The organism is Chryseobacterium sp. TQ-BC-N36 (genome assembly GCF_058382295.1).
This window is the reverse complement of record NZ_CM178175.1, coordinates 1861506-1882251: the sequence shown is the minus strand read 5'-3', so window position 1 is coordinate 1882251 and position 20746 is coordinate 1861506. Positions and strand designations below refer to the sequence as shown.

The 20746-nt window shown below is 36.4% G+C and carries 18 protein-coding genes and 1 pseudogene; 2 read left to right on the top strand and 17 right to left on the bottom strand.

Annotation, left to right across the window (positions count from 1 at the left end; translation table 11 throughout):
- Positions 1 to 36 precede the first annotated feature (36 nt).
- The gene (locus AC3FI7_RS08445) at positions 37 to 1017 is read right to left on the bottom strand and encodes a hypothetical protein (protein ID WP_491461828.1); all 981 of its coding nucleotides are present in this window, start codon (positions 1015 to 1017) and stop codon (positions 37 to 39) included.
- A 236-nt stretch (positions 1018 to 1253) separates the two neighbouring features.
- Between AC3FI7_RS08445 and AC3FI7_RS08440 the strand changes: the two are divergent.
- Positions 1254 to 1554, top strand: a pseudogene (locus AC3FI7_RS08440) (DNA polymerase Y family protein); the annotation flags it as partial.
- A gap of 466 nt (positions 1555 to 2020) precedes the next feature.
- Positions 2021 to 2173: a bacteriocin-like protein gene (locus tag AC3FI7_RS08435; protein WP_491461827.1), complete on the top strand. Its 153-nt coding sequence runs from the start codon at positions 2021 to 2023 to the stop codon at positions 2171 to 2173.
- Between the two features lie 268 nt (positions 2174 to 2441).
- Here the strand turns inward: AC3FI7_RS08435 and AC3FI7_RS08430 are convergent, their stop codons facing one another.
- The 16 genes from AC3FI7_RS08430 to AC3FI7_RS08355 all read right to left on the bottom strand — a co-directional run bounded on the left by AC3FI7_RS08430 (position 2442) and on the right by AC3FI7_RS08355 (position 20337).
- Complete coding sequence (locus tag AC3FI7_RS08430) at positions 2442 to 2585, bottom strand: DUF1737 domain-containing protein (protein ID WP_142724345.1); 144 nt, start codon at positions 2583 to 2585, stop codon at positions 2442 to 2444.
- Positions 2586 to 3285: 700 nt separating this feature from the next.
- Positions 3286 to 3762 carry a hypothetical protein gene (locus AC3FI7_RS08425; protein WP_142724347.1) on the bottom strand — a complete coding sequence of 159 codons (477 nt, stop codon included), beginning with the start codon at positions 3760 to 3762 and terminating at the stop codon, positions 3286 to 3288.
- Between the two features lie 250 nt (positions 3763 to 4012).
- A complete protein-coding gene (locus AC3FI7_RS08420) occupies positions 4013 to 4564 on the bottom strand; it encodes a hypothetical protein (protein WP_343658964.1) in 552 nt (183 codons plus the stop codon).
- 6 nt (positions 4565 to 4570) lie between these two features.
- Complete coding sequence (locus tag AC3FI7_RS08415; protein WP_172617061.1) at positions 4571 to 4924, bottom strand: hypothetical protein; 354 nt, start codon at positions 4922 to 4924, stop codon at positions 4571 to 4573.
- Positions 4925 to 4929: 5 nt separating this feature from the next.
- Complete coding sequence (locus tag AC3FI7_RS08410) at positions 4930 to 6603, bottom strand: hypothetical protein (protein ID WP_142724350.1); 1674 nt, start codon at positions 6601 to 6603, stop codon at positions 4930 to 4932.
- 220 nt (positions 6604 to 6823) lie between these two features.
- Positions 6824 to 7810: a toxin-antitoxin system YwqK family antitoxin gene (locus AC3FI7_RS08405; RefSeq protein WP_491461826.1), complete on the bottom strand. Its 987-nt coding sequence runs from the start codon at positions 7808 to 7810 to the stop codon at positions 6824 to 6826.
- Entirely contained in the window at positions 7803 to 9386 is a 1584-nt protein-coding gene (locus AC3FI7_RS08400; RefSeq protein WP_491461825.1) for a hypothetical protein, read from the bottom strand. Before AC3FI7_RS08400 ends, AC3FI7_RS08405 begins: the two co-directional genes overlap by 8 nt.
- A 1-nt stretch (position 9387) precedes the next feature.
- Positions 9388 to 9591: a hypothetical protein gene (locus AC3FI7_RS08395; protein ID WP_491461824.1), complete on the bottom strand. Its 204-nt coding sequence runs from the start codon at positions 9589 to 9591 to the stop codon at positions 9388 to 9390.
- Entirely contained in the window at positions 9578 to 10447 is an 870-nt protein-coding gene (locus AC3FI7_RS08390) for a hypothetical protein (protein ID WP_343658960.1), read from the bottom strand. The genes AC3FI7_RS08395 and AC3FI7_RS08390 overlap by 14 nt, the downstream gene beginning before the upstream one ends.
- 48 nt (positions 10448 to 10495) lie before the next feature.
- Positions 10496 to 10978, bottom strand: a complete 483-nt coding sequence (locus AC3FI7_RS08385) for a hypothetical protein (RefSeq protein WP_142724355.1) — start codon at positions 10976 to 10978, stop codon at positions 10496 to 10498.
- A complete protein-coding gene (locus AC3FI7_RS08380) occupies positions 10975 to 12639 on the bottom strand; it encodes a hypothetical protein (RefSeq protein WP_491461823.1) in 1665 nt (554 codons plus the stop codon). Before AC3FI7_RS08380 ends, AC3FI7_RS08385 begins: the two co-directional genes overlap by 4 nt.
- A 20-nt stretch (positions 12640 to 12659) precedes the next feature.
- Positions 12660 to 13235, bottom strand: a complete 576-nt coding sequence (locus AC3FI7_RS08375; RefSeq protein WP_491461822.1) for a hypothetical protein — start codon at positions 13233 to 13235, stop codon at positions 12660 to 12662.
- Positions 13216 to 14895, bottom strand: coding sequence for a PAAR-like protein (locus AC3FI7_RS08370; RefSeq protein WP_491461821.1), 1680 nt, complete (start codon positions 14893 to 14895; stop codon positions 13216 to 13218). Before AC3FI7_RS08370 ends, AC3FI7_RS08375 begins: the two co-directional genes overlap by 20 nt.
- Before the next feature lie 89 nt (positions 14896 to 14984).
- Positions 14985 to 16868, bottom strand: coding sequence for a type VI secretion system Vgr family protein (locus AC3FI7_RS08365; RefSeq protein WP_142724359.1), 1884 nt, complete (start codon positions 16866 to 16868; stop codon positions 14985 to 14987).
- A gap of 172 nt (positions 16869 to 17040) precedes the next feature.
- Positions 17041 to 19431, bottom strand: a complete 2391-nt coding sequence (locus tag AC3FI7_RS08360; protein WP_343658956.1) for a hypothetical protein — start codon at positions 19429 to 19431, stop codon at positions 17041 to 17043.
- Positions 19432 to 19587: 156 nt separating this feature from the next.
- A complete protein-coding gene (locus tag AC3FI7_RS08355; protein ID WP_142724361.1) occupies positions 19588 to 20337 on the bottom strand; it encodes an NUDIX hydrolase in 750 nt (249 codons plus the stop codon).
- Positions 20338 to 20746: the final 409 nt, after the last annotated feature.

The window sequence follows — 20746 nt, the reverse complement described above, 5'->3', positions numbered from 1 at the left end:
TTTGGGAAATAGGAATGTTAATAAAAAAAAGAATAATTATTCTTTTCTTTGAGATTTAAGAAATTCTTTGAAAGAATTTAAAATTTCCAAATCGTATTCTTTTTCAATTTTTGCCTTTTCTAACGTAAGTAGTGTTTCTTCTTTTTGAATTTTAAAGTTGCGTTCTATTTGAGATAGATTAGCAATAATTTCTGATTGCTTTTCAATATTTTTTGTTAATACAGCAATTTTCAAAGCCGAACTTTTTGCTGATAAGTTTGTAAGTTCATTTTGAAAGTATTTCCCGTCTTCCAAATTGTTTTTATATAATCTAAGGAAGAAGAAGGCAAAAAGTTGAATGAAAATTGCAAAGGTTACACGAGGAATTATTTGTATAGAAAAATCTTCTATATTAATATATGTACGATTGGATAAAAGAGAAAAACCTAAAGTAAGTATAGCGAAAATACTACCAGTAATACCAATCGCCAAATTAATTATTGAATTACGTTGGGTTGTATGAATATATTTAATAGTGTTGTCAACTAAAGGGGTTAACTCAGAAGATATTTTTTTATTTAAAACAGAGTTTGTAATAGTTAGTTCTAATTTACTTTCTACTTTTTTTAAAATTGATTCTTCAAAATTATATTCTATTCTTCTTTGCAAGCTGTTCTCAAGTTCATGAATATTATTATTTTTATCCATAATTTCACTTATTTTATTGGCTACAAGGTCATGGATTCTTTTGCTTTCTCGAAGTTTATTAATATTATTCCTTAATACTTCCTCCCTTTTTAAATAACGATCATTGTAAAGAAACTTAACTATGAATGGTATTAAAATTGTCACGGTTGCAATGATTATTACTGCAGCAATAAAATATTGATTACCAAATAGCTTTATTAGATTTTCGTATTTAGTCTCATTTCCTAAACTTGAAGCTATTTGTACTACTGTAAAAATGAATACTAGCAATACGAGTAATTTTTGACCGTTGTTAGCTACAAATTCTATTAATTTTTCTTTCTTTTTCATGGACTCAATTTGGCGGCGAATATACAAACAATTCTAATACAACAATTACGATTTCCCGGAGAGTTATTACGAAAGTTGTATCCGGGAAAATACGGAGAACATTATTTTTTGTGGATAACTTTTTAATGCGTCAAGTTCTTTCGTATAAAGGCTTTTGCTTTGCTGTGTAATTTATGATGCAAAAAATATCAATCAGTTTGTGATAGTTGGTTAAAAAATATATCTAATTTTGTAAAATGGAACGGTCGATTGTACATATGGACTTGGATACTTTTTTTGTATTCTGTGAGAGGCTTATGAACTCTGAACTCAATGGAATACCTCTGATAATAGGTGTGGAGATAGGGGAGTTGTGTCTTCATGTTCCTATGAAGCCTGGAAATTTGGCGTGCGTTCTGCCATGCCAATGCGTATGGCTTTGAGGTTTGTCCCCAAGCTAGAGTAGGAGATATGGAATTGTACTCGAAAATGTTACATACTGTAACAGAAATTATCGAAGAGAAAGCTCCGGTTATGGAGAAGTCATCCATCGATGAATAATTCTACTTAGACCTAACTGGAATGGACAAATGAATTAGGGAAATGTCAATGGTAGGTAATGCTACTTTTAGGTTTCTTTCCTGAGTGGGGATAAGAACAATTGGGACACTTTCGGAAACGTCAGGCATAAAAAAAGCATCGCTACGGAGGTGATTTTATTTTTCGTATTACTTAAAAACTATACAGCTGTCAAATGGCTCTTTATTAAATATTCTTATTGAATTTTCATCTATAAAATAACAGGTTTGTGTTACATTAGGTGTTGGAGCTTCTTTTGGCCCCAATCTTTAGCCGTAAATGTTTGTGTCATAATTATTAATTTTTTATTGGGTTCGAATATACAAACAATTAAATCCCATACCTTACGGTTTTCCGTAGTATTATAACTACATAAAATCCGTATTTTCACTGTGGTTTTAAATTTAAATTAATTAGTAACTTATTGCAGATAAATATATTAACCATGAAAAATTTGAAAAAGATTTCCAGAAAAAGACTGGTCACTATTAACGGAGGAATTGAAGCTTGTACTCAAAACTGCCTGCCTGGAGAAAGAAAATGTTGTACACGAGGTAAAGCATATTATTGCGCACCCGTAACAGAAGCATGCTTGTAGCATCATATAGCGGATGCTGTAAATTCTCTTAATCTAATGCTGCCTCTCATAATTGAGAGGCTTTTTTGTGAGTGATAGGGTTGGTATTGGTTGGTCTAAGTTTATAAAATGATCTTATATAAGCAGCTGTAATCCGGAATTGGTTTACCACAAAATATTATTACCGCCGGAGGAAAGGTTTTAAATGGCCTGGATTCGGAGAGTAAAAACTGAAGCGGAATATTCTTCGAAATAAACAACCCCACTATTAGGGTGGGGCTTTTTGTTATTATTTCATTCTAAAAATAGCTTGAAAGAAGCTTTTATCGTTAGCAAATATTCCTCCTTGTAACTGCCATCCAACCAATAAATGAGCATTTACTTGTTCTTCTAAGACTTGAATAAACTGACTGTTTAAAACTTTGTATTCCATAATAATTAATTTATGAACCCTAATATACAAACAATTCAAACTCAACAATTACGGCTTTCCGCAGGCTTATGACTACAGTCATATCCGTAAAATCCCGGATACCTTATATTTGAATGCTCGAAAATTTCGCATTTACGAAATCTACACTTTTCCTCCTGATGATTCGGGAGGTTTTGCTTTTATGGAAACCCGTATTTTATCTTTGATTGGGTACTTTATTTTTGTCAAAAATAATTTTACTTAAATGAAAAAAATAATTTTACTATTGATTATTGGGGGGATTGCTGCATCTTGTGATGGAGGGTCGGGTGGATGCTCTTACAGCGGACATACTTTACACGTAGGCGATCAGGGAGGTTGTTATTATATAAACTCTTCCGGTAATAAAGTATACGTGGATAAAAGCCACTGTCATAACTGCTATTGAATAAAATACAGCTCATGTTTTTTGAGTTTCATAGTTATTAGTTTTACCCTCAGAGAAATCTGAGAGTTTTGAGGTCTCCGGATTTGCATCAGGGCTTTACCTTGTGAAAATAAATATAGTCGATGGAATAGGGAAGGACTGTAAAGGCCATCAGGCTTATCTGTAAAAACAGCGCCACTTATTTTTAAGTGGCGCTGTTTTTATTTTTTTAAGTCAGGCTTTAAGAGTTTAAGAAGAAAAATCCTTTTCTCATTACCGGAAAGCTGAAGAAAACTAACGGACAAGAAGGTAGATTCCAACACCAATTGCGGCATAGGCTGTAACCGTAAGAATATCAGCAATGGGTTGCGAAAAGCGTTTTTCGGCAATTTTCTCGCTATTGATCTGGTTTTTATGGAATTTCATATTCTTTTTAGCATTACGGACAGGGTGTACAACCAGGCTGTCACCTTCCCATCGGTCAACAATGACTTTATAACTCTTGTTATCCACTTCAATTTTAACATTTTTACCGGCTGCCAGTTTTTCCTGAATACTGATGGGAGCGGGTGCCTGTTGTACTGCATTCAGGTTTTGGGATGCAGCCCTTGCCCCATTGATCTGCGGTGAAGCAGCATTGGCAAGTGCTGTATTATTCTTTTTAGGATCCTGTTTACTGTCGGTTGCCGGATCTGCCGGCTTTTTTACCTGATAGGTATAACAGCTGGTAAGAGAACATAATATAATGATGAGATATAAATTCTTTCGCATAAGCCAAATTTAAGAATTAAACGGAATATTTGGGTGTTTCTTTTGAAAGATGGTGATTTTTTTGAAATATCTATTGGAAAAAGCGTCTGACTTTGAATCAGTAAAACTAAAATGATTTCTTGGACAGTCACACTCTTTTGTTGTTAAAAATACTATTAATCATATGGTATTACCGTTATGTATATTAAATTATAAAGCAGGCTGTTCACCCATGATGAAACAGCCTGCTTTTTTGGTTTTTTATTAGGTATTAAAAATCATATCCAACTTTAAAACTTATATCTGGAATAATCTGCGGATCGTAACCTTTTTTTAAAATTTTACCTATTCCTAAACCTAATCTTAATTCATAATTGAAATGAGATGCAAAATTTCGGCGTAACCCCCAGTTGGGTATTACAGAAATCATATCATTTACATGAACATTTTTAGTATTAGAGATCACAAAAAGATCAGGTAAATATTCCAGTCTGGCTGAGAAATAATTCCCCGAATTATTTTTTACACTGTATCCTTTGTTTACTCTTTTACTTATATTATAGTAAAACTTAGGCGCTATTGAAATAGAGGGTGACAAAGCAAATCCTGTTTCACTGTAAGCATCTCCACCCCATAGGGAGGGGTTTAGAGATACTTGAGTTCTTAATGATATATGATCTGAAATACGCATTTCATTATATACATCCAGGCCAATTAAACCGGCTTGTATCCCTGTAATTGATTTGGAGATTTTTTCAGATTCTTTTTGAGAATAAGAAAATGTATAAAATAATAATAAAATGACTGGAGATACTTTTTTCATTGCATATTATTGTTTAGTTAAGTGCCAGGTTCCTGTTAGGTTTTGCTTCTTCCATACCCCATTTTTAGATTTTAAATTACCTTGTAAAATAAAACCTGATGATGATTGTGTGTTCAGCATTGATCCGTCACTTAATATTAATCCCGACAAGTCTTCTGAGTTAAATTGGCCATTTACATATCCCTGTTTATTAACGTACATATTGATTGTGCCCTTAAAATCACCGTCATAATATCCTTTCCAATTTCCCATAAATGATGAGGTATTTAGAGATTCTTGTAAATTTTTATGCTGTTGATCTAATAGTCGTTCACAGGAAATTGTTAAAAAACAGACTAATATAAATACGATTTTTCTCAAAATTTCTAGTATGTATTTATTTTACTACCATGCCACTGTCCGTTTCGCTTCGCTATTCCGTACATTGTCACTTTAAAGTTGCTAGGTTTTTTAAGTCCTGAACCTGATGTATTAGGTGAGATCTTTCCATCACTTGCAATATTAATTCCAGCCTGGAACCCCCAGTCAAATGATTTTTCAACTTTGTCTCCACCTGGCTCATTTCTGTAAAGCGTTTTATGAATTAATAATTTCCCTTTTTCAACAACATTTAATGAATAGGTTATATTATTATCAGGTTTCGGCTTGCCAAGTGCCTGCCAGGTATCACCCAGAAACTTATATGATTCATCCCAGAATTTTTTATTCATATAGGCACTGGCCAGGTTTTTATTTCCAGCATCCAGAGCAGACCATATGGCTTTATCTATTAAAAAGTTGTTAGAAGAAAAATCAACCCATCTATTTAAGATATCTTCAATAAAGTAATCATCTCTAAATAATTTAGGGTAATTCTGTGTACTGTATCCGGTCATCGTATATGCATTCGGATAGAAGCCTGGTGCCCAGTTTGTTGTAGCATCAAACATTAATCTTGAATTGTTATTGTATATGGTTGTTATTCTGTACTGGGATGGTACAGGATCAAAATAAGTGCTGTAATCATAAACGAAAGATCCGGAAATAACACCTAGCCTGATATCATCAGTATTTTCCTTTCTCCAAAAGCCAGTCCATCCTCTATATTGGTGCTTCACTTTTACTCCTAAATTATATACAAGCACGTAATTATAGTTGTAAGCTTTTGTTTTCACTCTACGTCTCTTTTCATATTTATCCGTGCATACGTCATTATCTCCGAAAAGATTGTCAAAAAGTCCATTTGTAGGTGAACAGCTTTGAAGATTATTGATATAATTATACATCGCATCTGAAGGATTGGTAGACACTGTAGGTTGGGGTGGCTGATTTCCTGCAGGCGGATTATAAGGTGGTACAGTGATCTCTATAGGAAAATAGTAGATTCCGTCATTGGGATCGATGAGTTGTAAACTATTGTTCGGTGATACCCGCTCCTGTACAAAGTTTGTTCTGACATCATCATTGGTAGGATACAAGAAATTATCTGAAATATTATTCATTGCTAAATATTTATTTAAGGCCAGATAATTATCTTCATTGATAACGAATAGTCCGGTATCTGTATACTTGTAAATATCAGTTCCAATTTGTACTTCTCCATCGCTATTTAATAAAGCTGCAAAAGTATCGTCACCAATCTGAGACTCGATATTTTCAATATCTTCAATCATAGACTCTTTGTTACTTAGCCTTTCCTTGGCATCTTTTGTCTCCATAAACCGAGGATTGTCTTTTAAAGCCTCAATTCTTTTTACAGTAAGGTCATTAATCAACTGTTCATTGCCTTCTGTAACAACAGGTCGTAACGAAGTTATCCCCTTGCTATCAATAAAGCTGGCAATTTTTTCCTCCTCTAAATCTTTTAGCTGGTCAAAAGTATCCTGAAAATCTTCTTTTGTATTAAAGAATAATCTTCCATTAACTACTTCTCCTGTAGATCTGTTAGCTAATGATTGGTGTAAGCTTACACTCTCTGGTGTGTTTTCAGCAAACGTTTCTTCTGCACAGGACGTGCAAATTGTGCCCACTATGATCAGTGGCAGTAATTTTCTTAGCATGGTTATTAATTTTGAGCTGCGAAAATACAATAAATTCTGATATATCAAAAAAAACTTTCACTTATAGAGTAAAAAATGGGATTATCTGATTAACTTTTTAAGATAATGTTGCATCAGTTGCTGTTCTTTATGATCACCATAGCTTCCTTTTCTCAGCTTCTTTCTTCGAAACTAAAAAGCCTTCCATAGCAATGGGAAGGCTTTTCTATATTCGGTTGTATTACTGAAATTCCTGTTTTTCCAATATGCCGTCTCTATAGGTTTCAGTGTATATCAATTTCCCCTTTTTTCTTGTATTGATAAGCGGTTTTCCTGTTTTTTCATTATAGTTCTGCAGCAACTTATAAAACTTCCATGTTCCCGCAGGCAGTCCGTTTTTATATTCCGCTTCCAGATAGGTATAGGGATCTGTAAATTCCGGATACTTCTGTAAATCTATGGAACTGTTTGATTTGAATTCTATCCATTTTCCTTCTTTGTGATGGTTTTTCACGATGCCCTGTTCTTCCTCATCTTTATAAATGCCGTCATGCTCATAGTATCTGACCCATTTTCCGGAAGGCAGAATCTGGTACTGCTGTAAAGGTTTTACTGTAAAAGGATCTTCGGTAAATTCATAATCCTGAAGGGAAATAATATAATTCTTATCGATATTGAACAAGGTATAGCGGGCAAATCCCATTTCGCCTTCATGATGAAGATAAATTCTTTTCATATCAACAGGTGTATTGTCCCTGGTTGAAATTAAATATATTTTTTCAATAAATGGCTGAGCGTAACGGACCGTATTATACACCGCCATAAAGTATAATGATTGGTCTCCATAGCACAGAAAATCGGAGGCCACAGCAATGCGGTTATTTTTCTCATTGACATTTTCTCTGAAAGGCAGAAAAACATCATATTCTTCAGGGAGAGATACCCAATCTTTCCTGATGGGCGTTTCAAATTTCAAGGCATTGAGCTCCTTCAGTTTATTTTCATCCTGCAGGACAGGAAGAACGGCATCCGAAGTTGTTCTTTTTGAAAGATCGGAATATCCGAAGGGCAGGCTGATACAGTCAGTTTTATGGGTATTAAAGGAGATCGATCCCTGAGCTGCTGAAGATTTTTCTGTATAAATGGTCTTATTTTCTGTCTGGGCTCTGGTCCCACAGGAAAAAAGAAAAAACAGAATACTGAAACAGGCGATATTAATTTTATGCATAAATATCTGATATTTGATTGAACCCGTGAATATGCAGGTGGTTGTTATGTCTGGGGGTAGCGGTATGGGTCGTATGAGGCAGCCGCGTTGTTGTATTGTCTGCAGTACTCGTATTGGAAGTATTTGAAAAATCCTCTGACCGGCCTAATATAAATCCAAAATCATAAAGAATATTCCGGAGAATGACCTGGTTGTCATAATCAAAATTGGCCGCTGTAAGGATGGTATTGACTCCATCCTGCTGGGTCGTTAATAAATTCAGATCCCCGGCTTCTCCATTGACGTGTTCGGCACTGGGATAGCATGAGGCATCAGCATAGGAAAACCCTTGGGATACGATATAATGCTCGTGTCCTTCCTGTCTGAACTGTGCCAGTGCTCCTAAGAATCCGGAGAATAAGTCCGGCTGAATGCTCCTTCTTCTGGTATGCTGAAAGCCGTATCGGATGATGACGCCATCACGGTTATAATTGAACGCTTCAAAGATCTGTGACCCAACCCCTGTATTCTGTAAAATATCCATATTGACAAGCTCTACATTGTCTTGCTGATTGGCATACCATTTATCAGTGGCTCCGTCACCCAGTGTCCCGTTGGAATACACCAGCAGCTGATGGGCATCAATCTGTTCTCCTGCAGCTCTGTTTGCCGTGAAATCTATAGTCTCCAGCAGAGTTCCTCTCTGGGCCACCGGTGGAATGGTATTGACTCTTCTTTTTCGGGTTACCCTTTCCTTAATTCTTGAACAAATTCTGTGCTCATTATCATTCTGGTCATAATAAAAATAAACGGCTTCAGTAGAATGGCGATTCACAACCTTCTGGATTCTTCTTCTTCCTCCCGCATTATTCAATGGTAAAGTATTATAAACATTACTGCCATGATGAATGGTATATATATTTTTATTCACCACCCTGAATCTTGTGGTATCATTCAGGAAAATACCGGCTCCGTTTACTTCTTCCTGCCCCTCTCCGTAAGCACAGGGATTATTGTCTGTTCTTTCTACGACCACTTCCAGGTTGATGCTGCCGTCTCCCAGTCTTTGGGACCATTCATCGAAAGTAGCTCTTCCATCCGGTCTCAGCTGTAATTTGATAATCGCTTTATTGATATGATCACTCTGCAGATTGCTGTAATGGGCATGGCTTCCATCTCTGTTGTTAAGAGCATCAAAATTTCCAACCCGTACTGTAAACAATCTCTGTGCCTCATACCGGTCAGGAGATATAAAACGCATTAGCTGTAATGTATCTGTATTTTCTGTCATGGTACTGGCTGAAGGTCTTATCACCACATCGATATCCAGGTCTGTCATATTACTGGTTTCTATAACCAGATATACTGTTTTTCCCAATATCGAATCATAGGGAATGTCCTGGTTCTGATGGTCTTGCTGTACATGGGCGGAATCAATTTTTGTGAAATTGACTCTTGTTCCATTGTCTGTCGTGACCTTCTTGGCAAAATAAACATCCGTAATACGCTGTAAAGAATTATCGGGAGTATCCGGAGCCAATGGGCCGTTTAATGTCTGTGTCTGCCCGGAGTCTGTGATGGTAATGCGTGTTGCCATTTTAAAACTTTTCTTTTTTTAATATGGGAGTTACTGCTATTTCCTGACGGGGATGGTCCATGATTGTATTTTCCTTAGCTGAAGGAAAGCTCATGCATCCAACTAATAAACATACACTGCCGGAATGGCATAATCCTTCGCTGAATTTTTTATCCGGCGGGCTCAGTATTTCTTCAATCCATCCTATTTTTTTATAATTCTTCATGGCTTATTTCTTTTATATGATAGATGATTTTCTTTTGGTAGTTTTCTCCCAGGGAAAATTCTATGGTAAGTTTATGTTCCAGCACTTCTTTGGTGGTGGAATCTAATAACATCTGTCCTTTGTATTTTTCAAGTTTCGGAACATCTGTTTCACTGTGATAGGTTATTTCTTTTCTTTTCATTGCACCATAAAACATTTCCCAGTTTTTCTCCGAAGGAATATTGCCGGTGTACTGTAAAAGCAATAATTCATCATCACAGCGCATGGCTTCCGTTTGTACAGTCTCATTGATATCTATTATGGTACTGTCCATAAAATTACTGTAGCGTACCTTATGCGTTACCAGATTTTCCTTGTCATACCAGCCATAAAATTTATGGAGGATCATCCCAAAATGAATATTTTTTAAAAAATCCTGACTCACTAATTTTTCATTTTGGTAAAATGTTTTTAAAAACTGATAAATATCTTCTGCCTTTTTACCAATATAAGACCGGGAGAGCCTTTCCACAGCCTTTTCCGCTCTGTCCTGAAGAATTGATAATCCCTGTACATGTTTTAAACGGCCATATTCATCGGTTATAAGAACTACATCATCATTGATATCTGCAACTCTGGCTAAAAAATCCTTTTCAGATAATGAAAGTTCCTTATCGCGGTGAACTCTGTCAAAAACTTCAATATGGTATTCAAATCTATCAGCTTCCAAACGCTTCAGCGTGACATGAAAGTTTTTGTTAAGCTCGCTTCTGTGTACTTTCCCATAGATTGTGGTGTATTCATTACAGGAATAGCGGTAAAATTTCTTTCCTTCTGAAAGATTTAATTTAACATTGATGGGAAATACAGGCTCCATAATTTCTCACTCGTTTTATCAACTTGTTATTGCAGTTTACCCCATTTTTTATTTGAAAACTACTTTTCCACCTGAAGAAATCCACTGGTTTTTTTTATTCCATGATCCGTCACAGTCCTGCTGCATCTGTTTTACTATTTTGGCTTTTTTCAGATCAATAATGGCACAGGTATAGTTTTCATGAAGGGTGCTGTCTTTATCACTTTCATGCACATAATCTTTGATGATGGCATCTACCACTACATAGTTAGCATTAGGAGACAGCCGGTAGAAGAGCTCACTTCCAATGCCTTTGTATTCATTGCCTTTATCCACTTTTATACGCTTCTTTTTATTCATGATATAGAGATTGTACCACAGTTTCGTATTGTTATTATAGGAGGCATAGTATAATGATAAAGTATTATTTAAAGCAATAAGGGTGTCCTTCTTTACTGTTTTATTGTGCTCATAATGATCTCGCCGGGAAACGGTGTTTCCGCATGTAATACAAATGACTAAAATCATTACGATGGATGTAATTTTTTTCATGACAGATTGGAATTTTTTTTCATTTTTTCATACCGTTTATCCATATCGGTACCTCTTCTGTTATTACCGTAATCATCAAGGATTTCCTGCTCATACTGGCTATGCTTATCTCCCCATTCAGCAGGGTTTCTTGATAGTTTTTCTACCTTTTCTCCTTCCTTTTTAGTTTTATTTTCTTTCGCTGTATTGGCATCTTTTTTAGCAAAAAACCGGCCTAATGCGGCACCGAAATCATCTTTTACCAATGCCGGTCTGTTGATGTGATGATCCAATACGGTGGCCTTGCCCAGTTTGGATTGTAAATAATCTGACAATTTATAAGAGTAGCCTGTAGGAGTTATAGGAAGTACGACCTCTTTCAGCCTCTTGATAAAATCCAGCACCTGTTTTTCCTGAAAAGTCTTATCAATAACAGCATTTACAATCGGCTGAAGAGGCTTACATTCCACTGTTTTGCCAAATAAGGATTCTTTACAGTTTTCTCTGATTTTGTTTGATAATGTATTCCCCGTAATTTTTTCTGCTTTGGAGTTTGAAGGGTCTTTATAATACAGAATTCCGGATTCTACTGTCCATCCGCATGATACAAATAATTCGTCATATTTCTCAGGGTACTGGGCTTTAAACTCTTCAACCTGTGTTGTAAACTCACCTTTTCCTGTATGATCCACCGTTTTCTGCATGGCACCGGCAGTTAATATCATCTGTTCGCCGGAAAGGTCCCAGTCATAGGACTGCACAGAATCTAATTTTCCTTCATTTTCAGACATTCCTATCAAAATAGCCTTTTCTTCAGTCGTGATTTTCTTGTCTTCGATCAGTGTATCCCAATCAGCATAGTTTTCAAGTTTTTTTGTTCCCCAGTAGGCAGGTCCGTATTTTCCGCTATACCGGGTGCATGTAATATCATAATTGTTTCCGCAATTACAGTATCTGATCTCAAACCTTTCATTGTCCTTATTTAAAAATTCATGCGTATCATCCGGAAATTTCACTTCATCCTCAGTTCCCGTTATTTCTACTTTGAAATATAAGAAAGCATTCCTGTCGTCTCTTTTATTAAACTTATCAATCAGTTTTTTCAGATCTTCATCAGTTTTGGGACGCATCGTTATTTCTTTAGCATACACCAGTGTTCCGTTGATCGTGAATTCTATTTTGTTTTTTTCTTCTTCACCATCCAGAAACTTTACGGGATTTTCATAAATGTTTTCTGCATTTTTCAGTTTATTTTCATGGATCTCAACAGAAAGCTTTCCGCTTGCACCTTCACAGTTAGCGACTACCCATACTTTCTTTTTAATGGTCGTACTGTTTATTCTCTCAAAATCAAAATCCGGGCTGCCATCTGTTTTTTTTGCCTGTACCTCTTCTTCCCAGGTGACTTTTACCGATTCTTTTGCTTTTAGTTTTACCGAATCTTCTTTATCAGCCTGTATGTTTCTTCTTCCTTTTTTTTCATACTTCTTTTTGACATCAGATACCATACCGCCACTTTTCACTGTGTACGTTTCTTCCTTGGTTTCCCAGGTCATTTTGGGAACCTGTTTTGCAAAATATATTTTTACCACATTCACTTCATGATCTACCTGGTGTGGCAGATCATAAACCTTTTGATTGGGGTTTGCAGCATAATCATCTTGTTTTTGTGTTTCACTCATAGCGTTCTATTTTGAGCTTATTAGTAAAAATCATTGGATTGATTATATTTTGTTTCTAAGTCTTTGAGTACTTTTAACCTTAATTTTGAAGGTAAATCTTTCAATGTAACATTCAGATTATCTTTGAGCTTACATTTGCCTTCCTGTTCGCAGTAATACTTTATATGGTGTAAATACTTTTTACGGTTATACAATATGATGTAGGAGACTTTTGTATCATTATCCCAGTTTCCGCAATAGGTAAAAGGTATTAAAACAGCCTGATGTTTATCTATGTTATTAATGGATATATTCTCAGCTTTTACATGGATTAAACCGGATTGTGCATAGGGATAATTGTAATCTATGCTGTTACTGTAATTTTTATTTTTAACAGTGGCACTGATCAGGGTTACGGCTCCGTCAAATCTGTTTTTTTCAGAATTACAGGGATTAATTACTTTTACTGTAAGCTTATTGGATATGCCTCCGTCCTTGAAGTTTTTATGTATGATCAGTGAGTCCTGATAATACCTTTTCAAAGTATCATTCACAGACTTTTGTCCGCAAACAGGAATACAGAAAAGTAATACCATACTAGTAACTGAGCTTTTCATTTTTTGTATAATAAATAGGTAATTCATCATCTTCAGATTTTTTGGTATACTCTATGGGATATATGGAGGAAGTCCTTTGTCCGAAGGTTCCTACACAGACTTTGTTTCCCTGATTTCCTCCCAGATAATAGATGGTTTTGCCATCATTACTCTTTCCGACAGCTATGCTTACGTGGTGTTTGTTTAATAAAACACATATTGAACCCAGTAGAGGCTGATTACCAGCAATAAGCTTCCCCCATACCGGATCGTCAAATTCTTCTTTTTCCAGTCCTTTTTTATCAGTCGGGTTCTTCTTAAGCCCGGCTCTGTATCTTGTCTTTTCTTCTCCGTATGAATAGGCACCCGGGTCTAATTGAGCAGAATATCCTGTGTTTTTTAAACACCATCCCACAAATGAAGCACACCAGGAGCTGTTATCCGTATTGGCGCAGGCTTTTGGCTTATTTTGCCGGTTTACAGCATGATATTCATCTACAATTTTTGAACAGTGCGTGGCTTCTGAAACGCCAAGTTCCTGCTCCTCCCGGGCCTTAACAACCCATGGCTGCTCAAGGTATTTTATTTTAAAATATTTACCGGCTTCATTTAAGAAGGTGTTTTTCAGACTGCTGCTTCCTTCTTTACCCAGATATTCAATTTTAGGTTCATCAGAAGTAACTTCTATATATACTGAGGCTTCTTTGTCCGGACTTGCAGCTATAAGCTTGGCTAAATTAAATGACAGGTCATCAGCACGCTGATTGAGCATCAGCTTTAGCACTGCTTTGTTTTTGAACTGGCTTGAATTTTCTATTGTGGGATCATTGGCAAAATTATCAACATCTATTTCAAATTCACTTTTTGCTTTTATGCCCGCATATTTCGAAGCATCAGTAACTTTTTCTACATCTTTTATATCAATTAAGCTTACTTCAGTATCAATATCCGTCAGAACTTTATTTTTACCGCTTTTAATCTTAACTTTTATTTTTTTTCCTGAAAGTCCTTCCGTCTCAACAATTAAGGCAACCTGATAACTTAATCCCCGTTCTGTTATTTTTTCCATAGATATTTTTGTAGTATCTACTTTCTTTTTTACAGAAACTTTTTTCCCCAGTTTTTTGTTATAGACTTCCTCCTCCTTTTCAACAGGAGATCCTTTCTCTGCGGTCCATTTTACAAAGTAGGCATCAATTATTTTTGGAGTTTCATTATTTTGAATTTCGCTTTTTATACTTTCAGCTTTCGGAATCGGTGTCGCAGCCGCAGCATTAAACTCAGGGTCACAGTCTATATAAGACTCTTTTACCAGCACAGTCTGTTCCTGGATAACAGAGGTTCCCAGATTTTGCCAGGGCGTTAATTTTATCACACTCATACAGGGTGGAGGAGGTATTTTTCTGGCAGGCCATTTTGGATGTCCGCAGGTTCCTTTGAACTGAAGGTTGACCATATTGTTCCCATCGCCCTTTGTAGCAAATAACTTATCCTGAAGGATGATCTCGTTTGAGGTTACTTTCAATTCTCCCGGCGCCTGGGCATAAGGACACTTCAAGGTGGCTCCATGCATTACCATTTCCCTCTTTTCTGAAGGAGAATCATCGTTGGATCTATTTTGTTTTTCTGCCCTTTTCTCAGAAAGTTTCTTATCATGTGCTGAAGTATTCTGATCTTCCATGTGTTAATATTTTAGATTGGATTCAAAGGTTGAGGTTGGAATCATTCGTTGGTAACAGATGAAACCGACTTTCCCCATCCGAAGCAGGCCTAACCTTTACTTACTTTAACGTCTTTTCCTCCCTGAAATACGGCCAATGATGTTCCTCTCAGCTTTAAATCACCTTTAGAGGTCTGTATATCAGCTTCTCCGGAAATACTTCTAAAGGTATTGCCTGTGCTTTCTGTCTGATCTTTTTTTACGGTAACACTTTTATTCTCAGAGGTCTGAGTATATCTCTTTGTAATTGATTCGGTATGGTCATTGCCAATATGCAGGGTACTGTCCTGTCCAATCTTAGTGGTCATATTTCTTCCCACAGAAATCTGCATATCTTCGCCTGCCGTGAAAGTCATATTTTTCGGTGCAGTAACATGAATATTGCCCTGTCCATCCATAAAATAGGTATTTCCGCTTGGATCTTTAATGGTTACACTTTTTTCGGCATCATTCATTAATACCTTAATACCGCTTCTGGTTTGTATGGACTTCAGATGATTGTCTACGCCTCCGCCCAGACCTACCTGGCCATGGAACATTCCCCCCATTGCAAACGGGAAATCGGGATTGTGGTATTCAAATCCTACCATTACCTGATCGCCAACTTCAGGAATGGCTACAAAACCTCTGTTTTGAGCTACAGCATCTGTTCCTCCCGCATCAGGACTCATCATTCTGATAAAATGGGTGGTGTCATTTAACTGCCAGTCAAACCGAACCTGTATTCTGCCCTGATTCAATGGATCTGTGTTCGATATTACGGTGGCCACCTGAGGTTCTGCCTTAGGCATTTCAAAATCAGGTTTTGGCATAAAGCCGGTGCCTTCAGCAATAGCTTCAAAGCTTCCTGTATAATATCCTCTTGCATTCACTTCGTGGCTCACCTCCGTAATCATAAGGGTGGTAAAATGCGAAGTATCATTGGTATCGGTCTTCCTCATAGCTAAATCTGCCACACAGCCAATGTACAGGAATGGCACTGTCGTGTGTCCTGTAACCGTAAATACTTCTACCGCTTTACTTCCCCTTGCACTCTTCTGGGAGTCATCCACATCCAGAAACATATTGGCATTAACGGGAGTAGGAGTCAGTGAACGGGTGGTAAAAATAGTGTCATTCAGTTCATAGGCTTTGGCAGATAATTCTCCTAAGTGCTGTACACGGTCATAAGAACCCACCATCTTCGTATGGCTGCTGCTGTTATAACCAAAGTATTCCGGCTTGGTGTGAACTGCTTTTAGTTCCACAATCACATCCGTTACATTGCTTCCGTATACCAGTTGGATCGGTTTTTCAGAAGGGGGAAGCTTTCCGAAATGAAGAATTTCTCCGTCATAATAAAACTGCTCTCCGTAGGCTTCTGCAATCCTTGTAAGATAATTGTAATGGGTTTCGTTGTATTGTGAACTGTAACTGATGTAACTTTTGTTTTGTGGGTCTATCCTGAAATCGAATTTATTTGTTCCCAATGTTTCCTTGATAATCCGGTTGGCAATAATATTCGTATTCACCGTCTGGCTTCCTCCGAAACTTTGGGTATGGGGAGCAGCATCCATCAGAATAGTAGGGCTTTTTCCTTTTAAGATGATATTTCCCAGGCTCATTTTTTCCTGACTGAATGCTACCTGGGTAATGAGACCCACAAATGTTCTTTCAGGGCTCTCATTTTCAGCATCTTTATATTTAAAAACAATGGTGATTCTCTTACCTAAAAACTTTTGGGCCTGCTCCAGGTTGTGATTTTGTACCTCACCTAAAGAGTCATGAGCCAATACCAGTTCAAAATCATGGTGCTTTCTTGCACTCTGCTGTAAACGAAAGTGTTTAAAGTGATTGATAGTCTTGCCCTCAACCACAATATCCAGTTTTACCACCCGGTTAATGCCCGAAATGTGGTTGTCTGAAACTTTCTCAGAATTTGAGGAGTTTTTCATAATATTTTGTACGTTTTTTTTTGGTATTATGTCACCGAATTTAGATAAAAAATAGATTACATAATGTAAATTTTCGTTAAATATGTAAAATTGTAGTAAAACTACGATCAATAAAAATCCTGTTCGCAGCAAAATAAAAAGAGCCTTTCAGGAAATGAAAGGCTCTTTTTAATTATTTCAAAACTTGCTGGTCATACAGGAGATTGTCATATTCATCAAAGCTTATGATCAATACTTTATATTGCTTTGCACTGTCGTTATTGAAGAACTTAATTCTGGGAGGAACATAGTCACTGTCAAACAAATTAGGATTCCAATACAGGGTTTCCCGGGTATCATTTTCAATTTTCGCACTATCATCTATCATTTCAATAGGGAATTCTGAAGGTTTATCATATCCTTTTATGACAGAAGAGTTGTTCTTTGGAGCATCCTTTTCAGTATTTTTAGATTTCATATCACCTCTCATGGTGTAAACGGCTACTGCATCACCTATTAATCCAGCTCCCTTGATAATTTTTACCATAGCAATCTGGGCGATAGGAAGACTGGAAATCATGCTTGGGTCAACAGGTATTTCATCTAAATAAAGTTTAGCCTGCTGATTGCGGATATAAGGTATATTAACCCCTGAACTGTTTCTTTGAAATGTTAAACCCGCAGCTCTTCCCTGCAGCCAGTCCAGTATATTGGTTGATCCTGCAGCATGCTGATCTTCATTTACAAAATCAAATATAGTGGAGTTGACAGAGTTAAACATTCCGGTGGAGAGCTGTTTGTTGAGCTCTTCTTTTGGGTCCTTCTTTTTTCCTACCAATTTTACCTGTTCAATCTGTATTTCATTAGTTGCTATTTTTTTATTGTTATTCTGAGTGTTGATGGCTCTGGAAATTGCAGGCGGAAGGGATTTATTTTTGTCGGCTTTTACCAAAGTATATTTTGTACCCGGGAAGTTTCCATTAAATGGGGTGGGATTGACCAGGGGTTCAATGGTAACAAATAAATTATCAGTACTTGATTCTTTATTCTCCGAATTTACAAATAATGAAATATTCAAAGGTTCATCATTGCTGAGATTATTTAAATATACATAGCCGTTCTGATCCGTTTTGAATTGGTTAAAAGCAGATGCATTTTTACCCAATTGTGATATTATATTTACATTGGTATTGATCAGCAGGGCACTGTTTTTAATAGGTTTTATCCTATAAGAAAGAAATTGCTGTGAATTGGTTTTAATGGAAGGTGCAGATCCGCTGAGAACAGAATTCCAGTCGAATCTTTTCCAGTTTTCAGAAATAAGCAGAGCATCCAGAGCTTCTGTGTTGGCATTCTTAGAAAAGTATTGTGCAGGATTATCTATTCTTGTTGTAAAATCACCGGTAAGCCAAAGTGCACTCAGGATATTTTCTTCTTCCGGATTCTGAATCCCGTCATCTTCGCTCACCAGAACAGTATAATTTTTAAAATTGGATTCCGGAGAGAGATCAATGCTGTTAAACGATCTTGGAGTTGGTTTTAAGCTTTGAGCTATGATTTCAGGTTTGTCAATCTTTAAATTTCCGGGTTTTATAAAGCAAAGCCTTTTGGCAACCACATTGTCCTGTTCATCAAAGATGGCCAGTTGTAAAATGCCGTTGGCACCATTGCTTATTTTGGTAGGAATAAGACTTGAAACTTCATTGGTCAGGTGGTTGATATTAGCTCGGTACGCAAGGTGGTTGTTGATCGTTCCGATAATTTTATAATTTTGAAGCTGTTGTTTAAGATTTACCCCTTTTAAGGTGTATTTTATTCCTTCTTTAGAGCTTGAAACTTCCATATTCAGGCCGCTGTCGGCAACGGGTGGCAGATCTATTGTCTGTTTCTTTCCGTTATTATCCTGAATAATAGCCTGGTATTTTTTTCCTGAAGCGGGAGTTATTTTAAAAGAGGCAACATTTTTATCAAAAGATTTGAATGTGGTGATGGGTGTGCTGGGGTTTTGAACGTCGATTACTTTTCCGGTCCAGTTTTCCGGCAAAGAAGAATTTCCTGATAATCTTACCGCAAATTTTGTAGGCATACCGCTAATGAAAGTTCCGCCTTCGGGAAAGGTTTTGACAGACCAATCAGAGCTTTTGGCGATAATTAATGATTCTGTGGAATTCGGATTGTAAATCGGAAGTGTTTTAACAATCTGGAAATCTTCATTAAAATTAGTCATGTAAGGAGTGTAGGCTCTTACAAAATAAACCTGTTCAGGGAGATCGTCTTTCAGCTGAAAATCACCGCTGCCTTCGCCATTGGTAAGAAGGATGGTTTTCCAGTCTATTAATTTTTTATCAGAATTGTACAGTTCAACAAATAGGGTTGTGGATGATGCAGAGCGGTTATATCCGTCAAATACAAAACTTTTGAACCATATTTTATCACCGGCAGCATATTGTAATTTGTCGGTCAGTAAATATACCTTCTCCTGTTCATAATTATTCTCAAGATTGGTAATTGCTTTTTCTAATTTGGTCTGTGCCAGTACTGGCTGTACGATTGAAAGAAGCAATACACAGAATATATTTTTCATAGAAATCTCAGGGCATTTTAATTCTGTGCTAATGTAATGATTTAAAGACTTCGGAAAATGATATTCAATGCCTAATTTAAAGAAAAAAATCAATTAACTGATATAAAAGATAAAAGCTGGTAAAAAGTGTAGTCTAAAAACAGACTGTCTTTATAATTACCAGTTGTTTAATCCATTTTTTAAGGCAGCATTGTAATGCTCTTCATCAAAAGAATATAAATCCGGTGCTTTATGTGCACCGCCGCGCCTTTGTTCGTCTAATCTTTTCAGGATTCCGAGATTTTTAATTTTTCTGTAAAAATTTCCCCTGTTCAGTTCTTTTCCAAGAATGGCTTCATACAGTTTTTGAAGTTCAGGAAGCGTGAATTTTTCAGGTAAAAGATTATAACCGATAGGTTTAATAGAGATCTTTTCTCTTAAAGTCATTAAGGCCTTTTCAATGATTTCTCTGTGGTCCATTGCCAATTCAATTTCAGGAAGCTGGCTGAGGTAAACCCAACCGCAGGTTTCACTGAACTTATCAGGAATAGGGTTAAGTGTCAAAGAATTGTACAGCGCATAGAAGCCCAGTGTAATGAAGCGCTGCTTGTGGAACAGAGTCTCATCAAATTCATCAAAAAAAGACTGGCTTCGGTCCTTCCTTCCAAATACACCAAATTCCTCCAGATAAACTCCGGAAATTCCTACACGTTCTTTAAGCACACGGGCCACCGCATCATTCAGGTCTTCCGAAAATTCAACATAACCACCAGGCAAAAGCCAAAGCTTTTTGTAGTCGGTCTTCAGCAGCAGAACTTTAAGTTCATTCTGTTCAAAGCCAAAAATGACAGAGTCCACAGACAGATTGGGAATATAGCGGGCTTTATTGTATTCAGATTGTTGTATGATTAGTTCTCTGGAATCCATAACATCATTTTGTCATTCTGTACAAATTTAATACTAAAAATTTTAAGAAAAAGTCAAATTAGGCAAACTGAGTACATTTTTTGGTTAATATTTTGTTAATGTGTTCTCATTGATTCGTTATGAAACAATGAAAAATCCATAAATAATCAATATTTAAGTTTCTGATTTTTAAATACTTGTACTAATTGTTAATTTTTTGTTACATTTTTTTTGAATTTCTCACAAAAATTTATAGTATTGTAATGCTTCATATTGAAGCATTGATATGATTTTAGAATCAGCAGTTGAAAAATATATGAAGCAGCTTTAGGAAAGTTTGAAATTATTGAGCAGAGATTGAACAATTTGAAAGTTGATTAGTAAACATTCAGATGTTTGAAAAACAATCTTTTATTGGGAAAAATTGAAA

Bases quoted from the DNA above. Each gene is read 5' to 3' on its own strand.
- AC3FI7_RS08445 (WP_491461828.1), bottom strand. From the start codon at position 1,017: ATGAAAAAGAAAGAAAAATTAATAGAATTTGTAGCTAACAACGGTCAA.
- AC3FI7_RS08435 (WP_491461827.1), top strand. From the start codon at position 2,021: ATGAAAAATTTGAAAAAGATTTCCAGAAAAAGACTGGTCACTATTAAC.
- AC3FI7_RS08430 (WP_142724345.1), bottom strand. From the start codon at position 2,585: ATGGAATACAAAGTTTTAAACAGTCAGTTTATTCAAGTCTTAGAAGAA.
- AC3FI7_RS08425 (WP_142724347.1), bottom strand. From the start codon at position 3,762: ATGCGAAAGAATTTATATCTCATCATTATATTATGTTCTCTTACCAGC.
- AC3FI7_RS08420 (WP_343658964.1), bottom strand. From the start codon at position 4,564: ATGAAAAAAGTATCTCCAGTCATTTTATTATTATTTTATACATTTTCT.
- AC3FI7_RS08410 (WP_142724350.1), bottom strand. From the start codon at position 6,603: ATGCTAAGAAAATTACTGCCACTGATCATAGTGGGCACAATTTGCACG.
- AC3FI7_RS08405 (WP_491461826.1), bottom strand. From the start codon at position 7,810: ATGCATAAAATTAATATCGCCTGTTTCAGTATTCTGTTTTTTCTTTTT.
- AC3FI7_RS08400 (WP_491461825.1), bottom strand. From the start codon at position 9,386: ATGGCAACACGCATTACCATCACAGACTCCGGGCAGACACAGACATTA.
- AC3FI7_RS08395 (WP_491461824.1), bottom strand. From the start codon at position 9,591: ATGAAGAATTATAAAAAAATAGGATGGATTGAAGAAATACTGAGCCCG.
- AC3FI7_RS08390 (WP_343658960.1), bottom strand. From the start codon at position 10,447: ATGGAGCCTGTATTTCCCATCAATGTTAAATTAAATCTTTCAGAAGGA.
- AC3FI7_RS08385 (WP_142724355.1), bottom strand. From the start codon at position 10,978: ATGAAAAAAATTACATCCATCGTAATGATTTTAGTCATTTGTATTACA.
- AC3FI7_RS08380 (WP_491461823.1), bottom strand. From the start codon at position 12,639: ATGAGTGAAACACAAAAACAAGATGATTATGCTGCAAACCCCAATCAA.
- AC3FI7_RS08375 (WP_491461822.1), bottom strand. From the start codon at position 13,235: ATGAAAAGCTCAGTTACTAGTATGGTATTACTTTTCTGTATTCCTGTT.
- AC3FI7_RS08370 (WP_491461821.1), bottom strand. From the start codon at position 14,895: ATGGAAGATCAGAATACTTCAGCACATGATAAGAAACTTTCTGAGAAA.
- AC3FI7_RS08365 (WP_142724359.1), bottom strand. From the start codon at position 16,868: ATGAAAAACTCCTCAAATTCTGAGAAAGTTTCAGACAACCACATTTCG.
- AC3FI7_RS08360 (WP_343658956.1), bottom strand. From the start codon at position 19,431: ATGAAAAATATATTCTGTGTATTGCTTCTTTCAATCGTACAGCCAGTA.
- AC3FI7_RS08355 (WP_142724361.1), bottom strand. From the start codon at position 20,337: ATGGATTCCAGAGAACTAATCATACAACAATCTGAATACAATAAAGCC.